The following is a 24,209-nucleotide window of genomic DNA, read 5'->3' on the forward strand; positions in this document are numbered from 1 at the left end:
GAGTGACGCACCACCAACAAGAACAACAGGTGAGGTCACACCATGGAAGCTCGCGTATCTGCCGCCTCAGCTTCGTCGCGCCCATGGTCTCCGGCGCCCGATGCCAGCGACATCGTCAAGGGCATCCACGCCATGCTGCATCCGCGCAACATCGTGCTGGTGGGCGCGACCGACAAGCCCGGCAACTACGCCGAGCGCATCTGGAACAATTTGGTCAAATACGGCTACGAGGGCGGGCTCTATCCGGTCAATGCCAAACGCGACGCCATCTGGGGTGTCCCCTGCTACAAGGACTTTGCAAGCCTCCCGGAAAAACCCGACCACGTGCTGGTGCTGGTGCCGGCGCGCTTTGCCGTGCAAGTGATCCGCGACGCCGCCGCGGCCGGCGCGCGCTCGGCCACCATCGTCACTTCGGGCTTCAGCGAGTTGCAGGATGAGGAAAGCCAGAAGCTCGCCGCCGAACTGCAAGCGGCCGTGCGCGAGACGGGATTGGCGGTCACCGGCCCGAACTGCCTCGGCAATTTGAGCGCGGGCGAAAAACTCTTCACCAATATCGACGACCGTATCGTCACCATGGAACAGGGCGCGGTGGCGATTGCCGGGCAATCCGGCGCCATCGTCATGGCGATCCGCCAAGCTTTGGAAGATCGCGGTGCCGGGGTCGGCTACATGGTGACGACCGGCAACGAGGCCGGGCTCGAGACGCCGGACCTGATGCGCTATTTCGCCGAGGATCCGAGCATCAAGGTGATCGTGGTCTACCTCGAAGGCGTACGCAACACCAAGGCATTCCGGGACGCCTGCAAGGCGGCGCGCGCCGCGAGCAAACCGGTGATCGCGCTCAAGCTCGGGGCCTCCGAGGGTGGTCGCGCGGCGGCGATGGCACACACCGGCGCGCTCGCGGGCTCGATCGAGACATTCGACGCCATTGCAACGCGCGAAGGGGTCATCAGGGTCGGCGGGCTCGACGAGTTGATCGAGACCACCGAATGCTTCGTCCATGCCGCTGTGCCCAGGGGGGACCGGCTCGCCGCAGTGACGCTATCCGGCGGCAAGCGCGGCATGCTGATCGACGCCTTCGATGCAGAAGGCCTGAATTTTGCACCACTCAGCTCGCATGTCCGCTCGGAGCTGGCAAAGATGCTCGGGCCGGGCTCGATCGTCGGCAACCCGCTCGACGCTGGCTTCGCCGCGGTGGTCGATCCCTCCGTCTACCTGAAATCGATCGGGCTGATGATCGACGACCCCGAAATCGACATCGTCATCATCGATGCCGAGCTGCCGAAAGCCCCGCACGAGCTGCGCGAGCGCAATCTGCGCATCGTCGACGAGATGGCGAGCCGGGCCGGCAAGCCGGTGATCTATATCAGCGCGATGTCGATCGGCTTCACCGAGTTCACCAAGACCTTGCGCAAGTCGCTGCCGCATCTTGCGGTGATGCAGGGCATGGACCGCGCGGTGACTGCGATCAAGTCGCTGCTCGACTACGCCAAGCTGCGCAAGGAAGTGCCCGATATCGTCTCGAGCTCGAAGCCGGCCGCGCGTGCCGTGCTTGAGAAGGCGCTGAAATCGGCAACGGGCGCCGCGCTCGACGAGGTCGCCTCGAAGAAGCTGCTGAAGGCCTATGGCATCCCGATCTCGAAGGAGGCAATCGCGCAGACGGCAGCCGAGGCCGTGAAGATCGCCAAGCAGATCGGTTTCCCGGTCGTGGCAAAAGTCGTCAGCGCCGAGATCCTGCACAAATCAGATATCGGCGGCGTGGTGCTGAATCTTACCAACCCGGCCGAAGTGAAGAAGGCGTTCGCCGACATCACCGCGCGGGTGAGCAGGCTGAAGGGCAAGCCGAAGCTCGACGGCATCCTGATCGCGCAACAGGTCAAGGCCGATCTGGAGCTCGTGGTCGGCGCCTCCCTCGATGCCGAGATGGGTCCGGTCGTGCTGTTCGGCACCGGCGGCATCGACATCGAGCTGATGAAGGACGTCGCGCTCGCCGGCGCGCCGCTGGACGAGGCTGAGGCCCGGCTCCTGATCGGCCGCACCAAAGCCGGTATCAAGATGCGCGGCTATCGCGGCAAGCCGGCTTTGCACGAGACCTCCGCAGTGAAGGCGCTGGTCGGCCTCTCCAACCTGATCGCGGATGCCGGCGACCGGATCGCCTCGATCGACGTCAATCCGTTCCTGATCAATGCCGGGACCGGCGTCGCCGTCGATGCCCTGATCGTGCTGAACAATGCTGCGGCCAAGCGCGCCGCCGGGCATTGAGACCGTAGGGCGGATTAACGCAGCGTAATCCGCCAAATCGCTCCACGGCCGCACGAGGCGTTGGCGGGTTACGCTTCGCTAACCCGCCCTACGTACCATTGCAGCTCCTTCCAACTTCCCTCGTTTGGCCGTAAAATCACCCTGCATGGCACGCGCGAGCAATCTGGTGATCGGAACGGCGACGCTGGCGGTGATCGCCGTGGCGTTCGGCGGCGTGCTCGGCGTGCAGAAATGGCGCACCCTCCAGAGCCGCAGCCAGTTGCGCGTCGTGTTCGAGGGCGGCTCGGCGAGCGGATTGCGCCGCGGCGGGCCGGTCAATTTCGACGGCGTCCCCGCAGGCCAGATCCTGTCGATCAAGCTGGACAATCCGCGCAAGGTCGTGGCCCTGGTGATGCTCGACAACTCCGCGCCGATCCGCAAGGACACCGTCGCGGGCATCGAGTTCCTCGGTCTTACCGGCGTCGCCGCGGTCTCGCTGATCGGCGGCGCGCCCTCCGCACCGCCAGTGCCGCTGGATTCGGACGGCGTCCCCGTGCTGACCGCCGATCTCAGCGACGCCGAATCAATCGTCGACACCCTGCACAGTGTCGACCGCACGATCGTCAGCAACGCCCCGGCGATCAAGGAGGGCCTGCGCACGTTCGAGAACTACACCGCCGATCTCAGGAGCAAGGGCGGCGAAATCGATTCCGTCATGGCCAAGGTCGACAGCGCCTTCGCGGGCTTCGACAAGGCGGTCACAAAGATCGAAGGCGTAGTGCCCGGCTTTGCCGACGGCAAGGCCGACGAGCTGTTCGAAAAGATCCAGGGATTGCACGAGCTCGCCGACACCATGAGAAAGAAATCGGCGAACTTCCTCGAAGACATCCGCCGATCGCTGCTCGACGTCAGCGAGGCCGCCAACAAGATGAGCGGGACATCCACGCCGGCCGCCGCTCCGCGACCGCCACGCAAGCCGGCGCAGCAGAAACGGTAGACCCTCATCACGCGGAGTGCATGACGCCGCCCTTGTCGGCGTAGGACCGTGTGGTTGATGCAGCCATGGCTCAGTAGTTGCTCGGTCCCGCTTCATTCGGGATGCCGTCGATCGGGCATTCGGCGGTCCCGGGCGTCGCGCGCGTCATCGCTTCGACCATGTCCCTTGTGCCTTCGGGATCCGCGATCCAGTTCCTGTAGAAATCATAGGGACAGGCCGCTACGCCGCGCGGGCTTTCGCCGGAATTGATCATGCCGGTGTAGCCGCGATGGACGAGCTTGTAGAGATGGTTCTGCGATTGGCCGTTGCGGCGCGCATCGCGGATCAGATGCTTCGACAACTGGGCATATTGAATGCCGTAGTCTTCCTCGCCGCACTCGCCGAGGGTGCGGCCGTCGAAGCCGATGATCGCGGAGTGACCGAAGTAGGAATAGACCCCGTCGAAGCCGGCGGCGTTGGCGACCGCGACATAGACGTTGTTGGCCCACGCCATGGCCTTCGAAATCAGGATCTGCTGCTCCTTGGCCGGATACATGTAGCCCTGGCAGCGTACAATCAATTCGGCCCCCTTCATGGCGCAGTCTCGCCAGATCTCCGGGAAGTTGCCGTCGTCGCAGATGATCAGGCTGACCTTCATCCCCTTCGGGCCGTCGGAGACATAGGTGCAGTTGCCGGGATACCAGCCCTCGATTGGCACCCACGGCATGATCTTGCGGTACTTCTGCACGATCTCGCCCTTGTCGTTCATCAGGATCAGGGTGTTGTAGGGCGCCTTGTTCGGATGCTCCTCGTGGCGTTCGCCCGTGAGCGAGAACACGCCCCAGACCTTGGCCTTGCGGCAAGCCTCCGCAAAAATCGCGGTCTCTTCACCGGGGACCGCGCAAGCGGTCTCATACATCTCCTTGGAGTCGTACATGATGCCCTGGGTGGAGTATTCCGGGAAAATCACCAGGTCCATGCCGGGAAGGCCGGTCTTCATGCCCACCACCATGTCGGCGATCTTGCGGGCGTTGTCGAGCACCTCGGCCTTGGTGTGCAGGCGCGGCATCTTGTAGTTGACCACCGCGACGCCGACGGTGTCGTTGCTGCTGGAGATGTCACCGTGAAGCATTTGAATTGCTCCTCTACTCTGTTTGAGATTGCCGCATGAATCAGTGACTGATCATCCAGGGCCGCGCGGTCGGGAAACCCTTCGCGCCGCTCCTGGTCTTGGTCACCAGCCGCGCCGGCTTTTTCTTGTCCGATGAGTTCATGTCCGAGGAGTTTCTTCCCGTCGAGCAGCAGCCGCAGCCGGGGCCATGCGAGGCCTTGTATTGCGCCAGCGTCTGCGGCGCGTGCGTGCTGCGCTCATTGACGGCGTGAGCCTTGCGCGTCTCCGACGGCATGCAGAAGAAGTTCGGGGCGGTCAGGATGACGCGCGGCGCCATGATTTCACATTGCGGACAAACCTGCGGATCGTCGCATTCGGCCATCGGGCGCAGATCCTTGAACGGACCGCAATCGTCACAGAGATATTCATAGACCGGCATCGCATCATCCCTACGCTGTTGTCTGTGAGAGAGTTCCGGCGAAGGATGCGGGGCGACAGCTACGCCGTCCCGCATCCCGTCGCGCAGGGATTACTTGTCCGGCGATATCGGCATCTGGATATCGCCCTTGATGTGCTTGATCGGACCCGCCGAGGACGGCATCACGTCGAAGTCGAAAATTTCCGTCGGCAGCCATAATGTGGCGCAGGCATTGGGCACGTCGACCACGCCAGAGATGTGGCCCTGAACCGGTGCGGTGCCAAGGATCGAATAGGCCTGGGCGCCGGAGTAGCCGAACTTCTTCAGGTACTCGATCGCATTCAGGCAGGCCTGGCGATAGGCGATGGTGACGTCGAGATAGTGCTGCTTGCCGGCTTCGTCAACCGAGATGCCTTCGAAGATCAGATAGTCCTTGTAGTTCGGCGTGATCGGCGACGGCTTGAAGATCGGATTCTTGACACCGTACTTCGCCATGCCGTCCTTGATCACCTCGACCTTCAGATGCAGCCAGCCGGCCATCTCGATCGCACCGCAGAAGGTGATCTCGCCGTCGCCCTGGCTGAAGTGCAGATCGCCCATCGAGAGACCGGCGCCGGGCACATAGACCGGGAAGTAGATCTTCGAGCCGCGCGAGAGATCCTTGATGTCGCAATTGCCGCCATGCTCGCGCGGCGGCACGGTGCGCGCGCCTTCCGCGCCGATCTTGTCCTTGACCTCGCCCTTGGCGCGGCCGCCATGAGCGGTCGGCGCGAACGGTGGATTGGCAAGGCCGGGCACACGAGTCGGATTGGTCGCTATCAGCTCGGCCTCGCGCTTGTTCCAGGTGTCCAGCATCTTCGGATCGGGCAGACAGCCGATCAGGCCGGGATGGATCAGGCCGGCGAAGTTGACGCCCGGAATATGCCGCGACGAGGTGTAGAGGCCCTTGATGTCCCAGATCGACTTCTGCGCCAGCGGGAAATGATCGGTGAGGAAGCCGCCGCCGTTCTGCTTGGAGAAGAAGCCGTTGAAGCCCCACATGCTCTCCTTCATCGGACCGACGTCGAGCAGGTCGACGACGAGGAGGTCGCCGGGCTCGGCGCCCTTGACGCCGATCGGGCCGGAGAGGAAGTGCACGATCGACAGATCGATGTCGCGCACGTCGTCGGCGGAATCGTTGTTCTTGATGAAGCCGCCGGTCCAGTCATAGGTCTCGATGATGAAGTCGTCGCCCGGATTGACCCAGGCCACGATCGGAATGTCTGGGTGCCAGCGGTTATGCACCATGTCATTTTCATAGGCCGACTTGGTGAGATCGACCTTGATCAGTGTCTCTGGCATCGAGAGGCTCCCCTTTTACACGGTTGGTTAGACGGACAGATATTTCGAGACCTGCGCGGCATCGACGGCGTCGCGCGGATCGTCGCGGACGATCTCGCCGTTCTCGATCACCAGCACACGGTCGGCGATATCGAGCGCGAAGCTCAGGACCTGCTCGGACACGACGATCGAAAGCCCCTTCTCGTCGCGGATGCGCTTGAGCGTGCGCGCCATCTCCTTGATGATCGACGGCTGGATGCCTTCGGTCGGCTCGTCCAGCAGCAGCACTTTTGGCTTGGTCGCCAGCGCGCGAGCGATCGCGAGTTGTTGCTGCTGGCCGCCGGAGAGATTGCCGCCACGGCGGTCCTTCATTTCCAGCAGCACCGGGAACAGTTCGTAGATGTCGCCGGGCACCTCGGTTCCGCCGGAGACCACGAGACCGGTCTCGATGTTCTCCTTCACCGTCATGGTTGAGAAGATCATGCGGCCCTGCGGCACATAGGCGAGGCCCTTGGCGACGCGCGCGTAGCTCGGCAAGGCACCGAGCTCGGCGCCGTCCATGGTCACCGAGCCGCTCTTCGCCGGCAGGATGCCCATCAGCGATTTCATGAGCGTGGTCTTGCCCATGCCGTTGCGGCCCATGATCGCCACGATCTCGTTGGGCGCGACCTTGACGTTGAGCCCGTGCAGCACCTCGCTCTGGCCATAGGCGACGTGAAGATCGGAAATTGCCAGCATGATCGCTCCCTAAATCAGCATGAATTCTGGTGAGGCCGCTCTGCCGTGAACTTTCTCCCTTCTCCCTTGTGGGAGAAGGTGGCGCGGGCGAAGTCCGCGATGGATGAGGGGTCTGCGTCCGCGAAGGCGAGAGGCAGTTTGAGCTGCGGAGAGATACCCCTCACCCGGATCGCTTGGGCGATCCGACCTCTCCCACAGGGGGAGAGGTGCACTGTCATTGCCGCAACAGACTGGCCCGAATTCGTCATATCTCAGTGCCCCAGATAGACTTCAATGACCTTGGGGTCGTTCTTCACCTTATCCATGGTCCCTTCCGAGAGGATCTGGCCCTGGTGAAGCACGGTGACCTTGTGCGCGATGTCCTCGACGAACTTCATGTCGTGCTCGATCACCAGCACCGAGCGGTTCTTGATGATGCGGTTGAGCAGCTCGGCGGTCTTGGCGCGCTCGGACACGCTCATGCCGGCGACGGGTTCGTCCAGCATCAGCAGGTCCGGGTCCTGGATCAGCAGCATGCCGATCTCGAGCCATTGCTTCTGGCCATGGCTGAGCTCAGAGGCATAGGTGTTGAGCTTGTCCTTGAGGAAGATCATCTCGGCGACCTCCGCGACGCGTGACTTCACCGGCTGGTCGCGCTGGAAGGTGAGCGAGCCGAACACGGTGCGGCCGCGCGGAAACGAAATCTCGAGATTCTCGAACACGGTGAGGTCTTCGAACACCGACGGCGTCTGGAACTTGCGGCCGACGCCGGCCTTGACGATCTCGTTCTCCTTGAGCTTGGTCAGCTCGGTGCCGCGAAACTGGATCGAGCCTTCGGTCGCTTTGGTCTTGCCGCAGATCAGGTCGAGCACCGTCGTTTTGCCGGCCCCGTTGGGGCCGATGATGACGCGGATCTCGTTCTCCTCGACGTAAAACGAGAGATCGTTGACGGCCTTGAAGCCGTCGAAGGAAACGGTCAGTCCGGAGACCGCGAGCAGGAATTCCTTCGGCTGATGTCCAACAAGCATGATGGTCTCCTCACTCTGCCGGTGCGCCATCGGCAACCGAATTGTCGCTCCAGCCCGGCTTCTTGCGCGAGGTGAACAGGCGGTCGATGCGCGGCTGCACATAGTCGGCCCAGAGCCCCGACAGGCCGTTCGGGAAAGCGAGCACGACGGCGATGAACAGCGCGCCGAGACCGAACAGCCAGAGTTGCGGGAAGGACTCCGACAGGCTGGTCTTGGCGAAATTCACCAGAATGGCTCCCCATATCGCGCCGAAGATCGACATCCGTCCGCCGACCGCGGTGTAGATCACCATCTCGATCGACGGCACGATGCCGACAAAGGACGGGGACATGAAACCGACATTGAGTGCGAACATGGCCCCGCCGATCGCGGCGAAGACCGCGGCCATGCAGAACGCAAAGATCTTGAAGTTGGCGACGCTGTAGCCGGAGAAGCGGACGCGGTCCTCCTGTTCGCGCATCGCCACCAGGATGCGGCCGAGCTTGGTCAGGCGTATGAACTGCGCGATGCCGATGCAGGCGAACAGCAGCACCACTTCGACGAAGTACAGGATGACCTTGGCGTGGTCGGGCCTTATGTCCCAACCCTTGAGGGTGCGCAGGTCGGTCATGCCGTTGATGCCGCCGGTGTAGCCCTGCTGGCCCACGATCAGGATGGTGAGGATGGCCGCCACCGCCTGGGTGATGATGGCAAAGTAGGTGCCGCCGACGCGGCGCTTGAACATCGCAGTGCCGATGATCAGCGCGAAGATGCCGGGGACCAGGATGATGGCGAGGATGGTGAAGGTGAGACTGTGAAACGGTTGCCAGAACAGTGGCAGTGACGTGATCTGATTCCAGTCCATGAAGTCCGGGATGCCTGGCGTCGACTGGATCTTGGTATTCTCGACGCTGGAGGCCTCCAGCTTGAGGAACATCGCCATGCAATAGCCGCCGAGGCCGAAGAACACGCCTTGCCCCAGACTGAGAATGCCGCCGTAGCCCCAGCACAGCACGAGACCGAGCGCGACGAAGGCGTAGGTCAGATATTTTGCGACGAGGTTGAGACGGAACACATCCAGCGAGAGCGGCAGGATCACGAACAGCACAACGGCCAGCACGAGGAAGCCCATGAGCTCGGATCGATTGAAGAAGCGTGAGTTGATGACCATGACTTGCCTGTTTCTTGTTATTTGCGGACCTTGAGGGCGAAGAGACCCTGCGGCCGCAGCATCAGGATTCCGACAACGGCAAGCAGCGTCAGCACCTTGGCCATCGAGCCCGACAGGAAGAACTCGAGGGTGGATTGGGTCTGCGAGATCGAGAAGGCCGATGCGATGGTGCCGAGCAGGCTTGCCGCGCCGCCGAACACGACCACCAGGAACGTATCGACGATGTAAAGCTGTCCGGAGGTCGGCCCGGTCGAGCCGATCATGGTGAAGGCGCTCCCGGCGACACCGGCAATGCCGCAACCGAGGCCGAAAGTGTAGCGATCCACCTTTTCGGTGTTGATGCCGACGGCACCGGCCATGATGCGGTTCTGCACGACGGCGCGCACCTGCCGACCCCAGCGCGATTTGTACATCACGTAGGCAACACCGACGGTGATCAGGACGGTGAGGCACATCACGAAGACGCCGTTGATCGGCACTTCGATGCTGTCGGTTACGTGCAGCGAGCCAAGCATCCATTGCGGCAGCTCGACGCCGACCTCGCGCGCGCCGAACACGGAGCGATAGGCCTGTTGCAGGATCAGGCTGAGGCCCCAGGTCGCAAGCAGCGTGTCGAGCGGGCGCTTGTAGAGATGCCGTATCAGCACCCATTCCACCAGCATCCCCAACGCACCGGATGCGATAAAGGCCAGGATCATCGCGAGGAAGAAGTAGCCGCTGAACAGGCTCGGCAAATAGGATTGGAAGAAACTCGAGGTCATCCAGGTGACGTAGGCCCCAAGGATCATGAACTCGCCATGGGCCATGTTGATGACGCCCATCTGGCCGAAGATGATCGCAAGACCGAGCGCCATCAGGACGTAGACGGAGAACAGGATCAGTCCTGCAAAGCCCTGCATGACGAAGATGGAGCCAAGGTCACCAAGCGAGTAGTCGCCGAACATCGATGTCCTCCGTCGGGAAAGGGTCCCGGGGGGGGGGCGGGGGGGCGGGGCGGGGGGCTTGGGCGTGGATTTGCGGTCCACGCCAGGGAGAGGGTTTGCCTGAGAGGGAAACGGCGGCGAACGCCGTGACTGACTGGTAGCTCTGGTCTTACTGGTAACCCTTGGGGAACGGATCCGGCTCGACCAGATCGGCGGTCTCGTAGATCAGCTCGAACTGGCCATCGAGCTTGGCGCGCCCCACCCGGGTCTTCGACCAGAGGTGATGATTTTCGTGGATGCGCACATAGCCTTCCGGAGCGCCCTTGAACTCGATGCCTGGCGACGCCGCCGCGATCTTGTCGATGTCGAAGGAGCCCGCCTTCTCCACTGTCAACTTCCACAGCCACGGGCCGAGATAGGCAGCCTGGGTGACGTCTCCGATCACGGTCTTCTCGCCCCACATCTTCTTGAACGCCGGGACGAAGGTCTTGTTGTTGGGATTGTCGAGCGACTGGAAGTACTTCATGCAGGCATAGGCGCCCGCGATGTTCTCGCCGCCGATGCCGTCGATCTCGTCTTCCGTCACCGAGATCGTCAGCAGCGCCTGCTTGGAGAGGTCGATGCCGGCGGCCTTGAGCTGCTTGTAGAACGCGACGTTCGAGCCGCCGACAACGTCGGTGAAGATCACGTCGGGCTTGGTCAGCTTGATCTTGTTGATGACCGAATTGAATTGGGTATTGCCGAGCGGATAATACTCTTCGCCGACAACCTTGCCCTTCAGCACGTTCTCGACATGCTTGCGCGCGATCTTGTTCGAGGTGCGCGGCCAGATGTAGTCGGAGCCGATGAAGAAGAACGACTTCGCACCCTTCTCCTTGGCGATCCAATTCAGGCCGGCGAGGATCTGCTGAGTGGCTTCCTGGCCGGTGTAGATCACGTTCTTGGACTGCTCGAGACCTTCATAGAAGGTCGGGTAATAGAGCATGCCGTTGTACTGCTCCATGACCGGCAGCACGGCCTTGCGGGACGCCGAGGTCCAGCAGCCCATGATCGCCGCGACCTTGTCGTTGACCAGCAATTTCTTGGCCTTTTCGGCAAAGGTCGGCCAATCGCTGGCGCCGTCTTCCTGGATGAACTTGATCTTGCGCCCGAGCACGCCGCCCATGGCGTTGATCTGCTCGATGGCGAGCTTTTCGGCTTCGATCGAGCCGGTCTCGGAGATCGCCATGGTGCCGGTCGCCGAATGCAGGATGCCGACCGTCACCTCGGTGTCGGTGACCGCGAGACCCGTGGTATTGACCGCCGAGGTCGCCGGGGCCTGCGCAAAAGATGCTCGCGGTAGCAGGGTGATGGCCGGCACGGCCGCCATTCCCATCAATAATTTGCGCCGGAGCGGCGATAACAGGCCCTTGTTCGCTTCGTCTGACATGAGCACCCCACTGTTGTTCGAGGACACGCGATTGGTGCCGTGAGGATGGCTCGAATTTGTGCACTGCAAGCATACGCAAGATCGCGTATACTGCACCGCAAAATGACGACGTAGGCTTTTGGTACAGGTTTTGCGAGGGATGCGGGAGTTCGGGAGTGGGGGTTAAGTGGCAGGGCGGCAGCGGATAGATCGCGTCAGGCGCCAGTACAACCAATGGGTCGCCAACCAGACGCTGGAAGACTACGCGCTGCGCTTCACCGCCAAGAGCGCGCGCCGGTGGTCCGCCGCCCGCGTCGCCAACACCGCACTGGGCGCCATCTCCTTTCTCGCTCTGGAGGCGATCGGCGGCACCATCACCCTGAACTACGGTGTTACCAACGCCACCGCCGCGATCCTCGTCGTCTCCGCCATCATCTTCTGCTGCGGCGTTCCGATTGCCTATTATGCCGCCAAATGCGGCATCGACATTGACCTGCTCACCCGCGGCGCCGGCTTTGGTTATATCGGCTCGACCGTCACCTCGCTCATCTACGCCTCCTTCACCTTCATCTTCTTCGCGATCGAAGCGGTGATCCTGGCCACGGCGCTCGAGATGTGCTTCGGCATTCCGCGCCCGATCGGCTATCTCATCAGCGCCGTCGCAATCATCCCGCTTGTCACCTACGGCATCACGCTGATCAGCCGCTTCCAGCTCTGGACGCAGCCGATCTGGATCATCCTGCACATCCTGCCCTTCGCGGCGATCGCCTGGGCCAATCCTTACTCATTCACGGAGTGGCGGAAATTCGCCGGCGAGCACGGCGACCCCAGCGGACATTTCGATCTGCTGCTGTTCGGTGTCGCATCTTCCGTGGTGTTTTCGCTGGTGGCCCAGATCGGCGAGCAGGTCGACTTCCTCAGGTTCCTGCCGCGCGACCGCCGCACCTCGCGAACGTCGTGGTGGGCCGCCCTGCTGATCGCGGGCCCCGGCTGGATCATCTTCGGCGCGCTGAAATTGCTGCTGGGCTCGTTTCTCGCCTTCTTCGCGCTGAGCCACGGTCTCTCCAGCGAGCTGGCGGCCGAGCCGGCGCACATGTATCTCGAAGCGTTTCGCTACGTGCTGTCGCAGCCGGACATGGCCCTGGCACTCACCGGCGCGTTCGTGATCCTGTCGCAGCTCAAGATCAACGTCACCAACGCCTATGCAGGCTCGATCGCCTGGTCGAACTTCTTCTCGCGTCTGACACATAGCCATCCCGGCCGGGTCGTCTGGCTGGTGTTCAACGTGATGGTGGCGCTGCTGCTGATGGAGATCGGCGTCTACAAGGCCTTGGAGCAGACGCTCGCGCTCTACTCCAATGTCGCGATCGCCTGGGTCGGGGCGCTGGTGTCCGATCTCGTGGTCAACAAGCCGCTCGGCCTGCGCCCACCGCAGATGGAGTTCAAGCGCGCCCATCTCTACGACATTAACCCGGTCGGCGTCGGCGCGATGACGATCGCGACCATCGTCTCGATCGCGGCATTCTACGGCCTGTTCGGCTCGACCATGAAAGCGCTCGCGGCCTTCGTCGCGCTGACGGTCGCCTTCGTCACCGCGCCCGTCATCGCCTGGCTCACTGACGGTAAATACTACATCGCGCGCAAGCCGAAGAGGAGCTGGGCCAATATCGAATCGATCCAGTGCTGCATCTGCGAGCACCATTTCGAGCCGGAGGACATGACCTCCTGTCCTGCCTATGCCGGCCCGATCTGCTCGCTATGCTGCTCGCTCGACGCGCGCTGCCATGATTTGTGCAAACCGCATGCGCGGGCGCAGGTGCAGTTCGCCGACGCGCTCGCCAGGATCCTGCCGCAGTCGATCTATCAGCGGATCAATTCGCAGTTCGGCCACTACATCGGTGTGTTCGTGGTCTCCGCGGGCCTCGTCGCGCTGGTGCTGGGGCTGATCTACCTCCAGACCTCGGTCAGCGTGCCAGGCGAGAACATGCTCGTCTCCAACGTGCTCTGGAAGGTGTTCTTCTCGCTCAGCATCATCATCGGGGTCGTGGCTTGGCTGTTCGTGCTGGCGCAGCAGAGCCGACGGGCCGCCGAGGCCGAGACCCGGCGCCAGACCACGCTGCTGATCCAGGAGATCGATGCCCACAAGCGCACCGACGCAGAGCTCCAGCGCGCCAAGGAAATCGCCGAATCCGCCAACCTCGCCAAGAGCCGCTACGTGGTCGGCCTGAGCCACGAGCTGCGCTCGCCGCTCAACGCGATCAGCGGCTATGCCCAACTCCTGGAGCAGGACACCACGCTCAACACCAAGCCGCGCGACCAGGTCCGCGTCGTCCGCCGCAGCGCCGATCACCTCTCCGGCCTGATCGACGGCATTCTGGACATCTCCAAGATCGAGGCGGGGCGGCTGTACCTGTCGCGCGACGAGGTGCGCTTGACCGAATTCCTCGACCAGCTCGTCGGCATGTTTCGCCTCCAGGCCGCTGCCAAGAGCATCGACTTCGTGTTCAGACGGCCGGCACATTTGCCGGTCGTGGTCTATGCCGACGAAAAGCGGCTGCGCCAGGTGCTGATCAATCTGCTGTCCAACGCGATCAAATTCACCCAGACCGGCAGTGTGCAGTTCGTGGTGCACTATCGCAGCCCGGTCGCGGAGTTCGAGGTGATCGACACCGGCCCGGGCATCCAGGGCGACGATCTCGAACGCATCTTCGCCCCCTTCGAACGCGGCGCGCTCGGTGTCTCGCAGCCGCAGACCGGCACTGGGCTCGGCCTGACCATCAGCCGGCTGCTCGCCGGCGTCATGGGCGGCGATATCAAGGTCTTGAGCACGGTCGGCAGCGGCAGCACGTTCAAGGTCAAGATGCTGCTATCGGAAGTCACCAATCCGCAGCGCATTGCGCCGGTGGAGGCCCCGATCTCTGGCTATCACGGCGCGCGCAAGACCATCCTCATCACCGACGACGATCCCGTGCATCGCGACCTCCTGCGTGAGGTGTTGACACCGCTCGGCTTCATCCTGCTCAGCGCTCCCGACGGACCTGGCTGCCTGGCGCTGGCCCAGCACTGCCGGCCCGATCTGTTCCTGCTCGACATCTCCATGCCGGGCATGGACGGCTGGACGGTCGCGGAGACGCTACGCGCGAACGGACACCATCAGGCGCGCATCCTGATGGTGTCGGCCAGCGCGCTCGAGGCCCACGGCACACCGCTGGCGCAGCCTTTCCACGACGGCTATCTGATGAAGCCGATCGACATTCCCAGGCTTTTGGAAGGCATCCGCCAGCTTCTCAAGATCGAATGGCAATACGGCTCGGATGAGATCGCCGTGCCGCTATGGCGGCCGGAGAGCGGCTCGCGGCCGCCTGTACGACACATCGAAGCGCTGATCGGGCTTGGTCAGATCGGCTACGTCAAGGCTATCCAGTTGAAGCTGGACGAGATCGGCAGCGAGCACCCTGAACATGCCGACTTCGTCGCGGAAATGCGGTCGCTGATCGACCGCTTCGATCTCGACCAGTACATGGCCACATTGAAGACGTTGCATGCGTATGAGCACTGAGTCGAAAAAGCGCGACGTCGCGCTCGTTGTCGACGACTCCCCGGAGACGCTGCGGCTGCTCACCGACGCGCTCGACAGCGCCGGGATGACGGTAATGGTGGCGCTCGACGGCGCGGCCGCGATGCGCATCGTCGACCAGATCACGCCTGACATCGTGCTGCTCGACGCGGTGATGCCGGGCATGGACGGGTTCGAGACCTGCCGCCGCCTCAAGCGTGATGCGGGTCTTGCCAATGTCCCGGTGATCTTCATGACGGGGCTCGCCGAGACCGAGCACATCGTGCGCGGGCTGGAGGCCGGCGGCGTCGACTACGTGACGAAGCCGATCGTGATCGAGGAGATGCTGGCGCGCATCCGCGTTCATCTCGGCAATGCGCGGCTGACGCAAAGCGCACGCGCTGCGCTCGACGTCTCGGGCCGATTCCTGTTCGCGGTCAACCGCCAGGGCAAATTATTGTGGGCGACCCCGCAGGCGCAGAAGCTGCTGGCGGACCACCACGGCGCGCAGGCCGACGACGATTTCGTCCTGCCGGTATCATTGCTGCAATGGCTGGAGCAGGCCAAGGGCAAGGGCAGCTCGAAGTCTCAGGCCGCTTCCCTGCCCGACAATCCTCAACTCCGGTTGTACTACATGGGCGAGACCGCGCCGAACGAGTTCCTGCTGCGGCTGTCCAGGGAGTCCGGCACCGCGCCGCCACCCGAATTCACCAGCGAGCTTGGCCTCACCACCCGCGAAGGCGAGGTGCTGGCCTGGCTCAGCAAGGGCAAGACCAACCGCGACATCGCGCAGATCTTGGGCTTGAGCCCGCGCACGGTCGACAAGCATCTCGAGCAGATCTACTCCAAGCTTGGGGTCGAGAACCGGACTGCGGCTGCGGCGATTGCAACGAATGCAACAAGAAGGAATTCCTGACCCCCCACCGCCGTCGTCCTGGACAAGCGCAGCGAAGCGGAGCGCCGATCCAGGACCCATTACCACGGTACGTCGTATGGCGAAGACTCTTGATGACAAGCTCGCGCCGCAACATCTCCCTGGGGTGATGGTCCTGGCTTTCGCCAGGACGACGGAGAAGTTTGTAGCGTCGCCTGCCGCGCCTCACCCGTACACGAACTCCCCGCCATCCAGATCCGTCTTCGGGATCTCGTCCTTTTCGGTCCAGTAATCCTGGCTGTGCTGCCATTCCGGTTTGTCGCCGCGCTTGGGCAGCAGGTCCATGTTGCGCATCATGTAGCCGGGGTTGAAGTTTTCCGGATCGATCCAGGGCAGGATCGGCATGTTGTGGTCTTCGGCGCGCAACTTGACCTCGACCTTCTTCTTGCCTTTGACCTTCATGTGACCGAGCAGGCGGCAGACGAAGTCGGCGACGAGGTCGACGCGCAGCGTCCAGCTGGCGCGGAAATAGCCGAACACCCAGACCATGTTCGGCACGCCCGTGAACATCATGCCGCGATAGGTGACGGTGTCGCCGAAAGCGAGCGGCTTGCCGTCGATCTCGAAGGCGATGTCGCCGAGCGCCGCGAGATTGAAGCCGGTCGCGGTGACGATGATGTCAGCTTCCAGCAGCTTGCCGGATTTGAGCTGGATACCGTTCTCGACGAAACATTCGATCTCGTCGGTGACGACAGACGCCTTGCCGCTGGCGATGCCCTTGAACAGATCGGCATCGGGCACGAAGGCGATGCGCTGCCGCCAGGGCCGGTAGCTCGGCGTGAAATGTGTGTCGACATCGTACTCCGGACCGAGCACCGCGCTGATCTGCCCGATCAGCTCTTGCTTCACCTGCTCGGGATTTGACAAGCAAAGCTTGGTGAACGCGTCCTGCTCGAACAGGATCTTGCGCCGGACGATCTCGTGGATCCAGGCCTCGTCGACCTGCAGCCGGCGCAGCTCCTCCGCGATCTCGATTGCGTTGCGGCCCAAACGGAAATAGGTCGGCGAACGCTGCAGCATCGTGACATGCGCGCATTTGTCGGCAATGTTCGGCACCAGCGTCGCCGCCGTCGCGCCGGAGCCGATCACGACGATCTTCTTGTTCGCGAGGTCGATATCATCGGGCCAGGTCTGCGGATGAACGATGCGGCCCTTGAAGCGATCCGTGCCCTTCCATTCCGGCGTATAGCCTTCCGAATGGCGGTAATAGCCTTGGCACATCCAGAGAAAGTTCGCCGTGAAAGTTTTCGGCTCGCCGGTGTCGGTCGTCACCGCCTCGATAGTCCAGAGGTTCTGCTCGCTCGACCAGCTCGCCGAATTGATCTTGTGCTTGTAGCGGATATGCCGCGCGATATCGTTTTCGTCGATCACCTCGTTCATGTAGGCGAGGATTTCGTCGGCGGTCGCGATCGGCGGCCCGACCCAGGGCTTGAAGCTATAACCGAAGGTGTGGAGGTCGCTGTCCGAACGAATTCCGGGATAGCGGTGCGTGGTCCATGTGCCGCCGAACGTCGCCTGCGTTTCCAGGATGACGAAGCTCGCACCCGGAAGCTGCTTGGTCATGTGATAGGCGCTACCGATACCCGAGATACCGGCACCGACGATCAGCACGTCGAAATGTTCAGAAGCTTGTTTGGCCGTGGCGTGACTGCGAACAGCGACATTCATTGTTGCTTCTATGCCTTGCTTGTTTTTGTGCCCGCCCTTGATTGGGCGGCGCGTTTCCTCCGCGACGGACGTGGTTGCCCATCGCGCTTCCGCTTCAAGATGACATAGATCAGGGCGCGGTCAAATCACAGCGCCGCACCCCAGATCCGCGCGGTCTGCAAGATCCAGTCGCGATAGAGCGTGAGCGGCGTGACGCCGGTCAGCCCGCCGCAGCCGGCGGCTCCGTTCGGCCCCGTGGACCAACTGATGACGCCGACGAGCACGGCTCCGGTCGGCTTGTCCTCGAACACGGGACCGCCGGAATCACCGGTGCAAGCCCCAATTCCGTCGCGAACACCGTTGGTTACGGGGTCGACCAGCCTGATCTGGAGCGTGCCGGGCTGCCCCGTCGCGACGAGGCCGGCAATACGCGTCGCGCCGCCACTCTTGCCGTCGCCACGCACGGTGACGCCAATACCGGCGATGACGAAGCGGCTGCCGACCTGGATCGGAATATTCGGCGCACCGACCGGCACCGTCGATTTTCCCTTGAGTGGAATTTCCAATTGCAGAAGCGCCAGGTCGGCGGTAGCGCGATGCGCTTGCATCGCCTGCATGTTGAAATTCGGATGGATCGCGACGGTGCGGACATTCAGCAGCTGCGGCTGCCCGTCGGTGCCGCGATCGACGATCTTGTAGTCCGCGCCGGGCTGCACGCAGTGGGCAACGGTGAGCACCAGCTTTGGCGCAACCAGGGTGCCGGTACAGAAATTACCGCGCGAGCCGACGATCGTGACGACGGCGCGCGCGACGCCATCGGCCTGCGGCGTGCCGCCGCCAACGATGGCATAAGCGGGCGTGGCGAGCAGCAGCGCGGTTGCGATGATGGTTACAAGCTTTTTCATGGGAACACGCTTTGGTATCGGCATCGCTGACGGCGGTGGGATGGCTTCGGACTGGCCCTTGCCGATAGCGCATGCTAGCGCTCTTGGAAAGGAATTGACGAGGGCGGGATCTTGACGATCGAGGCTGTGATCTTTGATTTTGGCGGCGTGCTGACGAGTTCGCCGTTTGAGGCGTTCACGCGGTTCGAGACAGAGCGTGGCCTGCCCATCGACATCATCCGGCGCACCAACGCCGCCAATCATCTGGAAAATGCATGGGCCAAGTTCGAGCGCGCCGAGGTCGACATCGACACGTTCGATCATTTGTTCGCGACGGAATCGCTGGCGCTCGGCGCAGAGGTGCGCGGCCGCGATGTGCTCCCGCTGCTTCAGGGGGATCTGCGCCCCGAGATGGTCGAAGCGCTGAAGCGCATCAAGGCGCAATTCAAGACCGGCTGCATTACCAACAATCTGCCGGCCAATGCGATCGGCAGCATGACCGGGCGCTCACTCTATGTCGCCGAGGTGATGGTGCTGTTTGATCATGTGATCGAGTCCGCCAAGATCGGCCTGCGCAAACCCGACCCGCGCATTTATCAGCTGATGGTCGAGGCGCTGAAGGTCGATCCGAAGAATTGCGTCTATCTCGACGATCTCGGCGTCAATCTGAAGCCGGCCCGCGAGATGGGCATGACGACGATCAAGGTCACCAGCGGCGCCCAGGCGATCGCTGAGCTCGAGGCCGCGACGGGATTGAAGCTGAGCTAGGCGGTGAACCGTAGGGTGGGCAAAGCGAAGCGTGCCCACCAAAGCTCGCGCGGCCCGGAATGAATATGGTGGGCACGGCGCGATGCGCCTTTGCCCCACCCTACGAACGCTACTCCGCCGCGGCTGCGATCCGCTCCGGAAACGCCGCGGCAAGTGACGCGCGATCGGCTTTCAGCACGCCGCGCTCGGTGATGAGGCCGGTGACGAGCCGCGCCGGGGTGACGTCGAAGGCATAATTCGCGACCGGCGAGCCCTCCGGCACGATGCGCACGGTCTCAAGTCTTCCGTCCGCAGTGCGGCCGGTCATGTCGGTGACTTCCGTGCCGCTGCGCTGCTCGATCGGGATGTCGCGGATGCCGTCATCGACGGCGAAGTCGATCGTCGGCGACGGCAGCGCGACATAGAACGGCACGTTATTGTCGTGCGCGGCGAGCGCCTTCAAATATGTGCCGATCTTGTTGCAGACGTCGCCATTGGCAGCAACGCGATCGGTGCCGACGATGGCGAGATCGACCATGCCGTGCTGCATCAGATGCCCGCCGGTGTTGTCCGGAATCACCGTATGCGCCACGCCGTGATGGCCGAGCTCCCAGGCCGTGAGCGAGGCGCCCTGGTTGCGCGGACGCGTCTCGTCGACCCAGACATGGACCTTGATGCCGCGCTCATGCGCCAGATAGATCGGCGCTGTCGCCGTGCCCCAGTCGACGGTCGCAAGCCAGCCGGCGTTGCAATGGGTCAGCACATTGACGGTCTCGCCCGACTTCTTTTTTGCGACGATCGCCTCGATGAGTTTCAGGCCATTGCCGGCGATGCCGCGGTTGATCTCGACGTCCTGCTCGACGATCTCGTCGGCGCGCGCATAGGCAGCTTCGGCGCGCTCCAGCGGATCGATCGGCGCGAGGCTCGCGCGCATCTCGTCCAGGGCCCATTTAAGATTGATCGCCGTCGGCCGCGCCACCACGAGCGTGTCGTAGGCGCGCTTCAGACCGGCGTCGGAAGCGTCCTCGCGCATTGCGAGCGCCACGCCGTAAGCTGCGGTCGCGCCGATCAGCGGCGCACCGCGCACCAGCATGTCGCGGATGGCGAGGGCCGCGTCCTCGCATGAGGTCAGCTTCGCAACGATGAACTCATGCGGCAGCCGGCGCTGGTCGATCGCGCCGACCGACCAGCCGTCGCGCTCACGCCAGATGCTGCGGAAATGCTTGCCGTCGACTTTCATGGCATTCTGCCTTTCGTATCACGTCCGCAGGATGCGCCCGGCCACCGCATCGAGCTTCTTCAGGAGCTCGGGATCGCGCGCCTCGGGCGCGGTGATCAGCGCGGTATCGAGCGCGCGGTCCGAGCCGATCGGGCACGGCTCATGCTCGCGCGGGAAGTCTTTCGCCAGCCGCGCCACCAGCGCTTTTGCCTTGTCGGCGTTCGAGCTCAGAACGCGGATGATGTCCTGCACGGTGACGGCGTCGTGATCGGGATGCCAGCAATCGAAATCCGTCACCATCGCAACGGTGGCGTAGCAAAGCTCGGCCTCACGCGCGAGTTTCGCCTCGGGCATGTTGGTCATGCCGATCACGGAATAGCCCAGCGTCTTGTAGGTCATGCTTTCCGCATAGGTCGAGAATTGCGGCCCCTCCATGCAGACATAGGTGCCGCCTCGCGCAAACGCGATGCCCTCGGCTTCGGCCGCCGTGGCAAGATGGATGCGCAGCCGCGGCGAGACCGGGTGCGCCATCGACACATGCGCGACGCATCCCCTCCCGAAGAACGAGCTCTCGCGCTTGTGGGTACGATCGACGAACTGGTCGACGAGAACGAAGGTTCCCGGCGGCAGCTCCTCCCTGAACGAGCCGCAGGCCGACAGCGAGATCAGGTCGGTGACGCCGGCGCGCTTGAGGATGTCGATATTGGCGCGATAATTGATATCGGAGGGCGACAGCCGGTGGCCCTTGTCGTGGCGCGGCAGGAACACGATCGGCAGGCCGGCAATGGAGCCGCGCCGCAGGGGCGCCGACGGCTCGCCCCAGGGGCTCCTGATCACCTCTTCGCGAGCGTCCTCCAGCCCCGGCAGATCGTAGATGCCGGAGCCGCCGATGATGCCCAATACCGCCTGCGCCATGCCTGCTCCACCCCGTTTGCGCCATCGCAATCCCGAGAGGAAGCTATGCCAGTTTTACATCGGTTTTGGAACGGGGGATGGGATCAGGAAGTGCCGTCAGGAGGATGCGCGCCAGCACTCCTGATTATGCCGCGGCCGCCGACTGCAGCTGGGTCGCGACCATGCGCTCCAGCGTCTCGACGGACTGGAAGTTCTCCGGTGTGATCTCGGACTGCGGAATCGTGAAGTCGAACTCGGCTTCGACGCCGAGCATCAGATTGACCATGTCCATCGAGGTCAGGCCGACGTCGACGAGCTTGGCCTGCGGCGCGACCTCAGCGGAGAGCGAGTTCTGGGCGAGGATGCCCTTCACCAGCTTGATGATGCGATTGCGCAACTCGGTATCGAAAGCCTGCATCGGTAAATTCCCATCTGTCGACAAAGGTCGGACCGGTTGCCGGCTACGATGGGCACGGCGGGCCGATCCCGCAATGGACGCCACCATTACTTCGCGTTTCTTAGTAAACGATGACTCAGATTGTCTGGAATTCCGGCTTCTTACAGATCCCTAACGCGACCGCGGAAATCCGGGCGATGCAAACAACCCGAACTTAACTGTTCGTTCGGAATTGGCCTTTGTTTACCCTCTATTTCATCGACGAATTTGAATTAAATCCGTAGCCTCATCTCATAAGCAAAGATGGTCGGAGGATCGCTTGCGGCATCGCGAATGATGCCGGCGATCCTGAACGGCAAACCGGAGGCGGACGAGTATGAACGTGCGTGAAGCAGTCCTCACTGTCGACGAGACGCAGACGAGCTTTCTCGAGCAGGGTCCCTCTCTCATTGAGCGCGCCGCCCGGACCGCCACCGTGGCGGCTGCCGACGCAGACGGGGTCGATCGCGATGCCCGCTTCCCCCACAAGGCTTTCGAGGTTGCGCGTGAGCAGAAGCTGCTCGGCGTCATGATCCCGGTCGAGTTCGGCGGCTTCGGTGCCTCGATCCACGACCTCACCGACGTCTGCTACACGCTCGGACGCGCCTGCGCCTCCACGGCGATGATCTACGCGATGCACACGACAAAGGTCGCCTGCGTCGTCAGGCACGGTCACGGCATTCCCTGGATGGAAACCATGATGCGCCGGGTCGCGCGCGACCAGTGGCTGCTCGCCTCCTCCACCACCGAAGGCCAGAACGGCGGCAACATCCGCGCTAGCGCCGCCGCCGTCGACGTCGCCGGCGACACTGTCTCGCTGCTGCGCGACGCCACCGTGATCTCCTACGGCGCCGAGGCCGACGGCCTCGTGACCATCGCCCGCCGCGCCACAGACGCTTCTGCGTCTGACCAGGTACTGCTGGCGCTCGCCAGGGACGATTATTCGCTGAAGCGGACGCTGGGCTGGGAAACGCTCGGCATGCGCGGCACCTGCTCGACCGGCTTCGAGCTGAAGGTCGACTGCCCGACCGACCGCGTCTTCCCGGAATCCTACGACAAGATCCACGCCCAGACCATGACGCCGTTCGCACATCTGTGCTGGTCCTCGGCCTGGGCTGGTATCGGTGCAGCCGCCGTCACCCGTGCGCAGACCTTCGTTCGCAAGGCCGCCCGCAGCTCAGGCGGACAGATGCCTCCGGCAGCCGCGCATTTCACCGCCGCCAAGATGTCGCTGGCCAAGCTGCGGGCGCTGATATCAGCCAATATCGACGCCTTTGCTCGCGCCGAGCACGACGAACGCGCGCTCGGCTCGCTCGACTTCCAGTCTTCGATTACGCTTCTGAAGGTGCAGGCCTCGGAGCTCGCGGTCGAGACCGTGATGCATGCGATGCGCACCGCAGGCCTTTCCGGCTACCGCAACGACGGTGAGTTCACCATGGGCCGCCACCTGCGCGACGTGCTGTCGTCGCCGATCATGATCAACAACGACCGCATTCTGGCCAATGCCGCGACATCGACCCTGATGAGCGGCGTGCCACTGAGCCTTCACGACTGACGTGCATTCACGACTAAACCAACAAGAATAATTTCGAGATAGCAGGATATCGACCCATGAACATTGCCGTCCTCCCCAATTCACCCGAGACCGCCCCGCAAATCGCGGATCCGCTGGATCATCTCGCCGGGAAGCTGTTCCACCCGATGGGCTCGGACGGCGTCTATGCCCGCACCGCGCTCTACGAGGGCATCGTCGAAAAGCTCGCCGCACTGATTACGAGCCATCGCGAGGCGGGCACCGAAGTGATGCGCTTCCCGCCGGTGATGAGCCGTTCACAGCTCGAGAAGTCCGGCTACCTCAAGAGCTTTCCGAACCTGCTCGGTTGCGTCTGCGGCCTGCACGGCACCGAGCGCGAGATCAACGCCGCGGTCAGCCGCTTCGATGCCGGCGGCGACTGGACCAGCTCGCTCTCGCCGGCAGACCTCGTGCTGTCGCCGGCGGCCTGCTATCCCGTCTATCCGATCGCGGCGAGCCGCGGCCAGTTGCCGAAGGGTGGGCTGCGCTTCGACGTCGCCGCCGACTGCTTCCGCCGTGAACCGTCAAAACATCTCGACCGGCTGCAATCGTTCCGGATGCGGGAATATGTCTGCATCGGCAGCCCCGATGACGTCGCCGATTTCCGCGAGCGCTGGATGGTGCGGGCGCAGGCGATTGCGACCGATCTCGGTCTCACCTTCCGCGTCGATTATGCGAGCGATCCGTTCTTCGGCCGCGTCGGTCAGATGAAGGCGGTGAGCCAGAAGCAGCAGCAGCTCAAGTTCGAACTGCTGATCCCGCTGCGCTCGGAAGAGCAGCCGACCGCCTGCATGAGCTTCAATTATCACCGCGAGCATTTCGGCACGACCTGGGACATCAAGGACGCCCATGGCGAGCCGGCCCACACCGGCTGCGTCGCCTTCGGCATGGACCGTCTGGCCGTCGCCATGTTCCACACCCACGGCACCGACCCTTCCGCATGGCCCGCCAAGGTGCGGGAGATCATGGGCCTGCAGCCGCAGATCGCGGCCGATGCCCACGGCGAAGGCTGGCGCTAGCGGAACGA

At 63.1% G+C, this 24,209-nt stretch carries 20 protein-coding genes; 7 read left to right on the top strand and 13 right to left on the bottom strand.

Translation table 11 applies throughout. The annotated features are described in order from the left end of the window. Nucleotides 1–42 precede the first annotated feature (42 nt). Complete coding sequence (locus AC0L3A_RS15045) at nt 43–2,262, top strand: acetate--CoA ligase family protein (RefSeq protein ID WP_354127072.1); 2,220 nt, start codon at nt 43–45, stop codon at nt 2,260–2,262. Between the two features lie 145 nt (nt 2,263–2,407). Then, nucleotides 2,408–3,238 carry an MlaD family protein gene (locus tag AC0L3A_RS15050; protein WP_354127073.1) on the top strand — a complete coding sequence of 277 codons (831 nt, stop codon included), beginning with the start codon at nt 2,408–2,410 and terminating at the stop codon, nt 3,236–3,238. Nucleotides 3,239–3,308: 70 nt separating this feature from the next. Here the strand turns inward: AC0L3A_RS15050 and AC0L3A_RS15055 are convergent, their stop codons facing one another. From AC0L3A_RS15055 to urtA, 8 genes are all read right to left on the bottom strand, one after another. Continuing rightward, a complete protein-coding gene (locus AC0L3A_RS15055; protein WP_007598069.1) occupies nt 3,309–4,349 on the bottom strand; it encodes an aliphatic amidase in 1,041 nt (346 codons plus the stop codon). A 40-nt stretch (nt 4,350–4,389) separates the two neighbouring features. Further along, a complete protein-coding gene (locus AC0L3A_RS15060) occupies nt 4,390–4,767 on the bottom strand; it encodes an FmdB family zinc ribbon protein (protein WP_007598070.1) in 378 nt (125 codons plus the stop codon). A 90-nt stretch (nt 4,768–4,857) separates the two neighbouring features. Then, complete coding sequence (gene fmdA, locus AC0L3A_RS15065; protein ID WP_007598072.1) at nt 4,858–6,087, bottom strand: formamidase; 1,230 nt, start codon at nt 6,085–6,087, stop codon at nt 4,858–4,860. 27 nt (nt 6,088–6,114) lie between these two features. After that, on the bottom strand, nt 6,115–6,804 hold the full coding sequence (gene urtE, locus AC0L3A_RS15070; RefSeq protein WP_007598073.1) for an urea ABC transporter ATP-binding subunit UrtE: 690 nt from the start codon (nt 6,802–6,804) through the stop codon (nt 6,115–6,117). A gap of 251 nt (nt 6,805–7,055) precedes the next feature. Further along, entirely contained in the window at nt 7,056–7,811 is a 756-nt protein-coding gene (urtD, locus tag AC0L3A_RS15075; protein WP_007598075.1) for an urea ABC transporter ATP-binding protein UrtD, read from the bottom strand. A gap of 10 nt (nt 7,812–7,821) precedes the next feature. Further along, on the bottom strand, nt 7,822–8,961 hold the full coding sequence (urtC, locus tag AC0L3A_RS15080) for an urea ABC transporter permease subunit UrtC (protein WP_007598077.1): 1,140 nt from the start codon (nt 8,959–8,961) through the stop codon (nt 7,822–7,824). A gap of 17 nt (nt 8,962–8,978) precedes the next feature. Further along, nucleotides 8,979–9,905 carry an urea ABC transporter permease subunit UrtB gene (gene urtB / locus AC0L3A_RS15085; protein WP_007598078.1) on the bottom strand — a complete coding sequence of 309 codons (927 nt, stop codon included), beginning with the start codon at nt 9,903–9,905 and terminating at the stop codon, nt 8,979–8,981. 148 nt (nt 9,906–10,053) lie between these two features. After that, complete coding sequence (urtA, locus tag AC0L3A_RS15090) at nt 10,054–11,313, bottom strand: urea ABC transporter substrate-binding protein (protein ID WP_007598079.1); 1,260 nt, start codon at nt 11,311–11,313, stop codon at nt 10,054–10,056. A gap of 166 nt (nt 11,314–11,479) precedes the next feature. On the opposite strand from urtA, the gene AC0L3A_RS15095 reads away from it, so the two are divergent. Continuing rightward, nucleotides 11,480–14,851: a hybrid sensor histidine kinase/response regulator gene (locus AC0L3A_RS15095; protein WP_473254658.1), complete on the top strand. Its 3,372-nt coding sequence runs from the start codon at nt 11,480–11,482 to the stop codon at nt 14,849–14,851. Continuing rightward, on the top strand, nt 14,835–15,764 hold the full coding sequence (locus tag AC0L3A_RS15100) for a response regulator (protein ID WP_007598081.1): 930 nt from the start codon (nt 14,835–14,837) through the stop codon (nt 15,762–15,764). Before AC0L3A_RS15095 ends, AC0L3A_RS15100 begins: the two co-directional genes overlap by 17 nt. Before the next feature lie 183 nt (nt 15,765–15,947). Here AC0L3A_RS15100 and AC0L3A_RS15105 read toward each other — a convergent pair whose 3' ends face one another. Further along, nucleotides 15,948–17,450, bottom strand: a complete 1,503-nt coding sequence (locus AC0L3A_RS15105; protein WP_473254660.1) for a flavin-containing monooxygenase — start codon at nt 17,448–17,450, stop codon at nt 15,948–15,950. A 125-nt stretch (nt 17,451–17,575) separates the two neighbouring features. Then, nucleotides 17,576–18,334 (bottom strand): S1 family peptidase, encoded by a 759-nt coding sequence (locus tag AC0L3A_RS15110; RefSeq protein WP_473254661.1) that lies wholly within the window; start codon nt 18,332–18,334, stop codon nt 17,576–17,578. Between the two features lie 111 nt (nt 18,335–18,445). Between AC0L3A_RS15110 and AC0L3A_RS15115 the strand changes: the two genes are divergently transcribed. Continuing rightward, a complete protein-coding gene (locus tag AC0L3A_RS15115) occupies nt 18,446–19,081 on the top strand; it encodes an HAD-IA family hydrolase (RefSeq protein WP_007598084.1) in 636 nt (211 codons plus the stop codon). A gap of 109 nt (nt 19,082–19,190) precedes the next feature. On the opposite strand, the gene mtnA is transcribed toward AC0L3A_RS15115, so the two are convergent. The 3 genes from mtnA to AC0L3A_RS15130 all read right to left on the bottom strand — a co-directional run bounded on the left by mtnA (nt 19,191) and on the right by AC0L3A_RS15130 (nt 21,591). After that, nucleotides 19,191–20,300: an S-methyl-5-thioribose-1-phosphate isomerase gene (gene mtnA / locus AC0L3A_RS15120; protein ID WP_473254662.1), complete on the bottom strand. Its 1,110-nt coding sequence runs from the start codon at nt 20,298–20,300 to the stop codon at nt 19,191–19,193. 18 nt (nt 20,301–20,318) lie between these two features. Continuing rightward, a complete protein-coding gene (locus AC0L3A_RS15125) occupies nt 20,319–21,194 on the bottom strand; it encodes an S-methyl-5'-thioadenosine phosphorylase (protein ID WP_007598086.1) in 876 nt (291 codons plus the stop codon). Nucleotides 21,195–21,318: 124 nt separating this feature from the next. Further along, nucleotides 21,319–21,591: a phosphopantetheine-binding protein gene (locus AC0L3A_RS15130; protein ID WP_007598087.1), complete on the bottom strand. Its 273-nt coding sequence runs from the start codon at nt 21,589–21,591 to the stop codon at nt 21,319–21,321. A 355-nt stretch (nt 21,592–21,946) separates the two neighbouring features. Here AC0L3A_RS15130 and AC0L3A_RS15135 point away from each other — a divergent pair, with 355 nt between their 5' ends. Next, entirely contained in the window at nt 21,947–23,164 is a 1,218-nt protein-coding gene (locus AC0L3A_RS15135; RefSeq protein WP_473254663.1) for an acyl-CoA dehydrogenase family protein, read from the top strand. A gap of 56 nt (nt 23,165–23,220) precedes the next feature. Next, nucleotides 23,221–24,201 (top strand): amino acid--[acyl-carrier-protein] ligase, encoded by a 981-nt coding sequence (locus AC0L3A_RS15140; RefSeq protein ID WP_473254664.1) that lies wholly within the window; start codon nt 23,221–23,223, stop codon nt 24,199–24,201. The last annotated feature ends 8 nt before the right edge of the window (nt 24,202–24,209 follow it).

It is taken from the genome of Bradyrhizobium sp. MI1.3 (genome assembly GCF_055811695.1).

Excerpts from the sequence above, each read along its gene's own strand:
- AC0L3A_RS15045 (WP_354127072.1), top strand. The coding sequence starts at position 43 with ATGGAAGCTCGCGTATCTGCCGCCTCAGCTTCGTCGCGCCCATGGTCT.
- AC0L3A_RS15050 (WP_354127073.1), top strand. The coding sequence starts at position 2,408 with ATGGCACGCGCGAGCAATCTGGTGATCGGAACGGCGACGCTGGCGGTG.
- AC0L3A_RS15055 (WP_007598069.1), bottom strand. The coding sequence starts at position 4,349 with ATGCTTCACGGTGACATCTCCAGCAGCAACGACACCGTCGGCGTCGCG.
- AC0L3A_RS15060 (WP_007598070.1), bottom strand. The coding sequence starts at position 4,767 with ATGCCGGTCTATGAATATCTCTGTGACGATTGCGGTCCGTTCAAGGAT.
- fmdA (WP_007598072.1), bottom strand. The coding sequence starts at position 6,087 with ATGCCAGAGACACTGATCAAGGTCGATCTCACCAAGTCGGCCTATGAA.
- urtE (WP_007598073.1), bottom strand. The coding sequence starts at position 6,804 with ATGCTGGCAATTTCCGATCTTCACGTCGCCTATGGCCAGAGCGAGGTG.
- urtD (WP_007598075.1), bottom strand. The coding sequence starts at position 7,811 with ATGCTTGTTGGACATCAGCCGAAGGAATTCCTGCTCGCGGTCTCCGGA.
- urtC (WP_007598077.1), bottom strand. The coding sequence starts at position 8,961 with ATGGTCATCAACTCACGCTTCTTCAATCGATCCGAGCTCATGGGCTTC.
- urtB (WP_007598078.1), bottom strand. The coding sequence starts at position 9,905 with ATGTTCGGCGACTACTCGCTTGGTGACCTTGGCTCCATCTTCGTCATG.
- urtA (WP_007598079.1), bottom strand. The coding sequence starts at position 11,313 with ATGTCAGACGAAGCGAACAAGGGCCTGTTATCGCCGCTCCGGCGCAAA.
- AC0L3A_RS15100 (WP_007598081.1), top strand. The coding sequence starts at position 14,835 with ATGCGTATGAGCACTGAGTCGAAAAAGCGCGACGTCGCGCTCGTTGTC.
- AC0L3A_RS15105 (WP_473254660.1), bottom strand. The coding sequence starts at position 17,450 with ATGAATGTCGCTGTTCGCAGTCACGCCACGGCCAAACAAGCTTCTGAA.
- AC0L3A_RS15110 (WP_473254661.1), bottom strand. The coding sequence starts at position 18,334 with ATGAAAAAGCTTGTAACCATCATCGCAACCGCGCTGCTGCTCGCCACG.
- mtnA (WP_473254662.1), bottom strand. The coding sequence starts at position 20,300 with ATGAAAGTCGACGGCAAGCATTTCCGCAGCATCTGGCGTGAGCGCGAC.
- AC0L3A_RS15125 (WP_007598086.1), bottom strand. The coding sequence starts at position 21,194 with ATGGCGCAGGCGGTATTGGGCATCATCGGCGGCTCCGGCATCTACGAT.
- AC0L3A_RS15130 (WP_007598087.1), bottom strand. The coding sequence starts at position 21,591 with ATGCAGGCTTTCGATACCGAGTTGCGCAATCGCATCATCAAGCTGGTG.
- AC0L3A_RS15135 (WP_473254663.1), top strand. The coding sequence starts at position 21,947 with ATGAACGTGCGTGAAGCAGTCCTCACTGTCGACGAGACGCAGACGAGC.
- AC0L3A_RS15140 (WP_473254664.1), top strand. The coding sequence starts at position 23,221 with ATGAACATTGCCGTCCTCCCCAATTCACCCGAGACCGCCCCGCAAATC.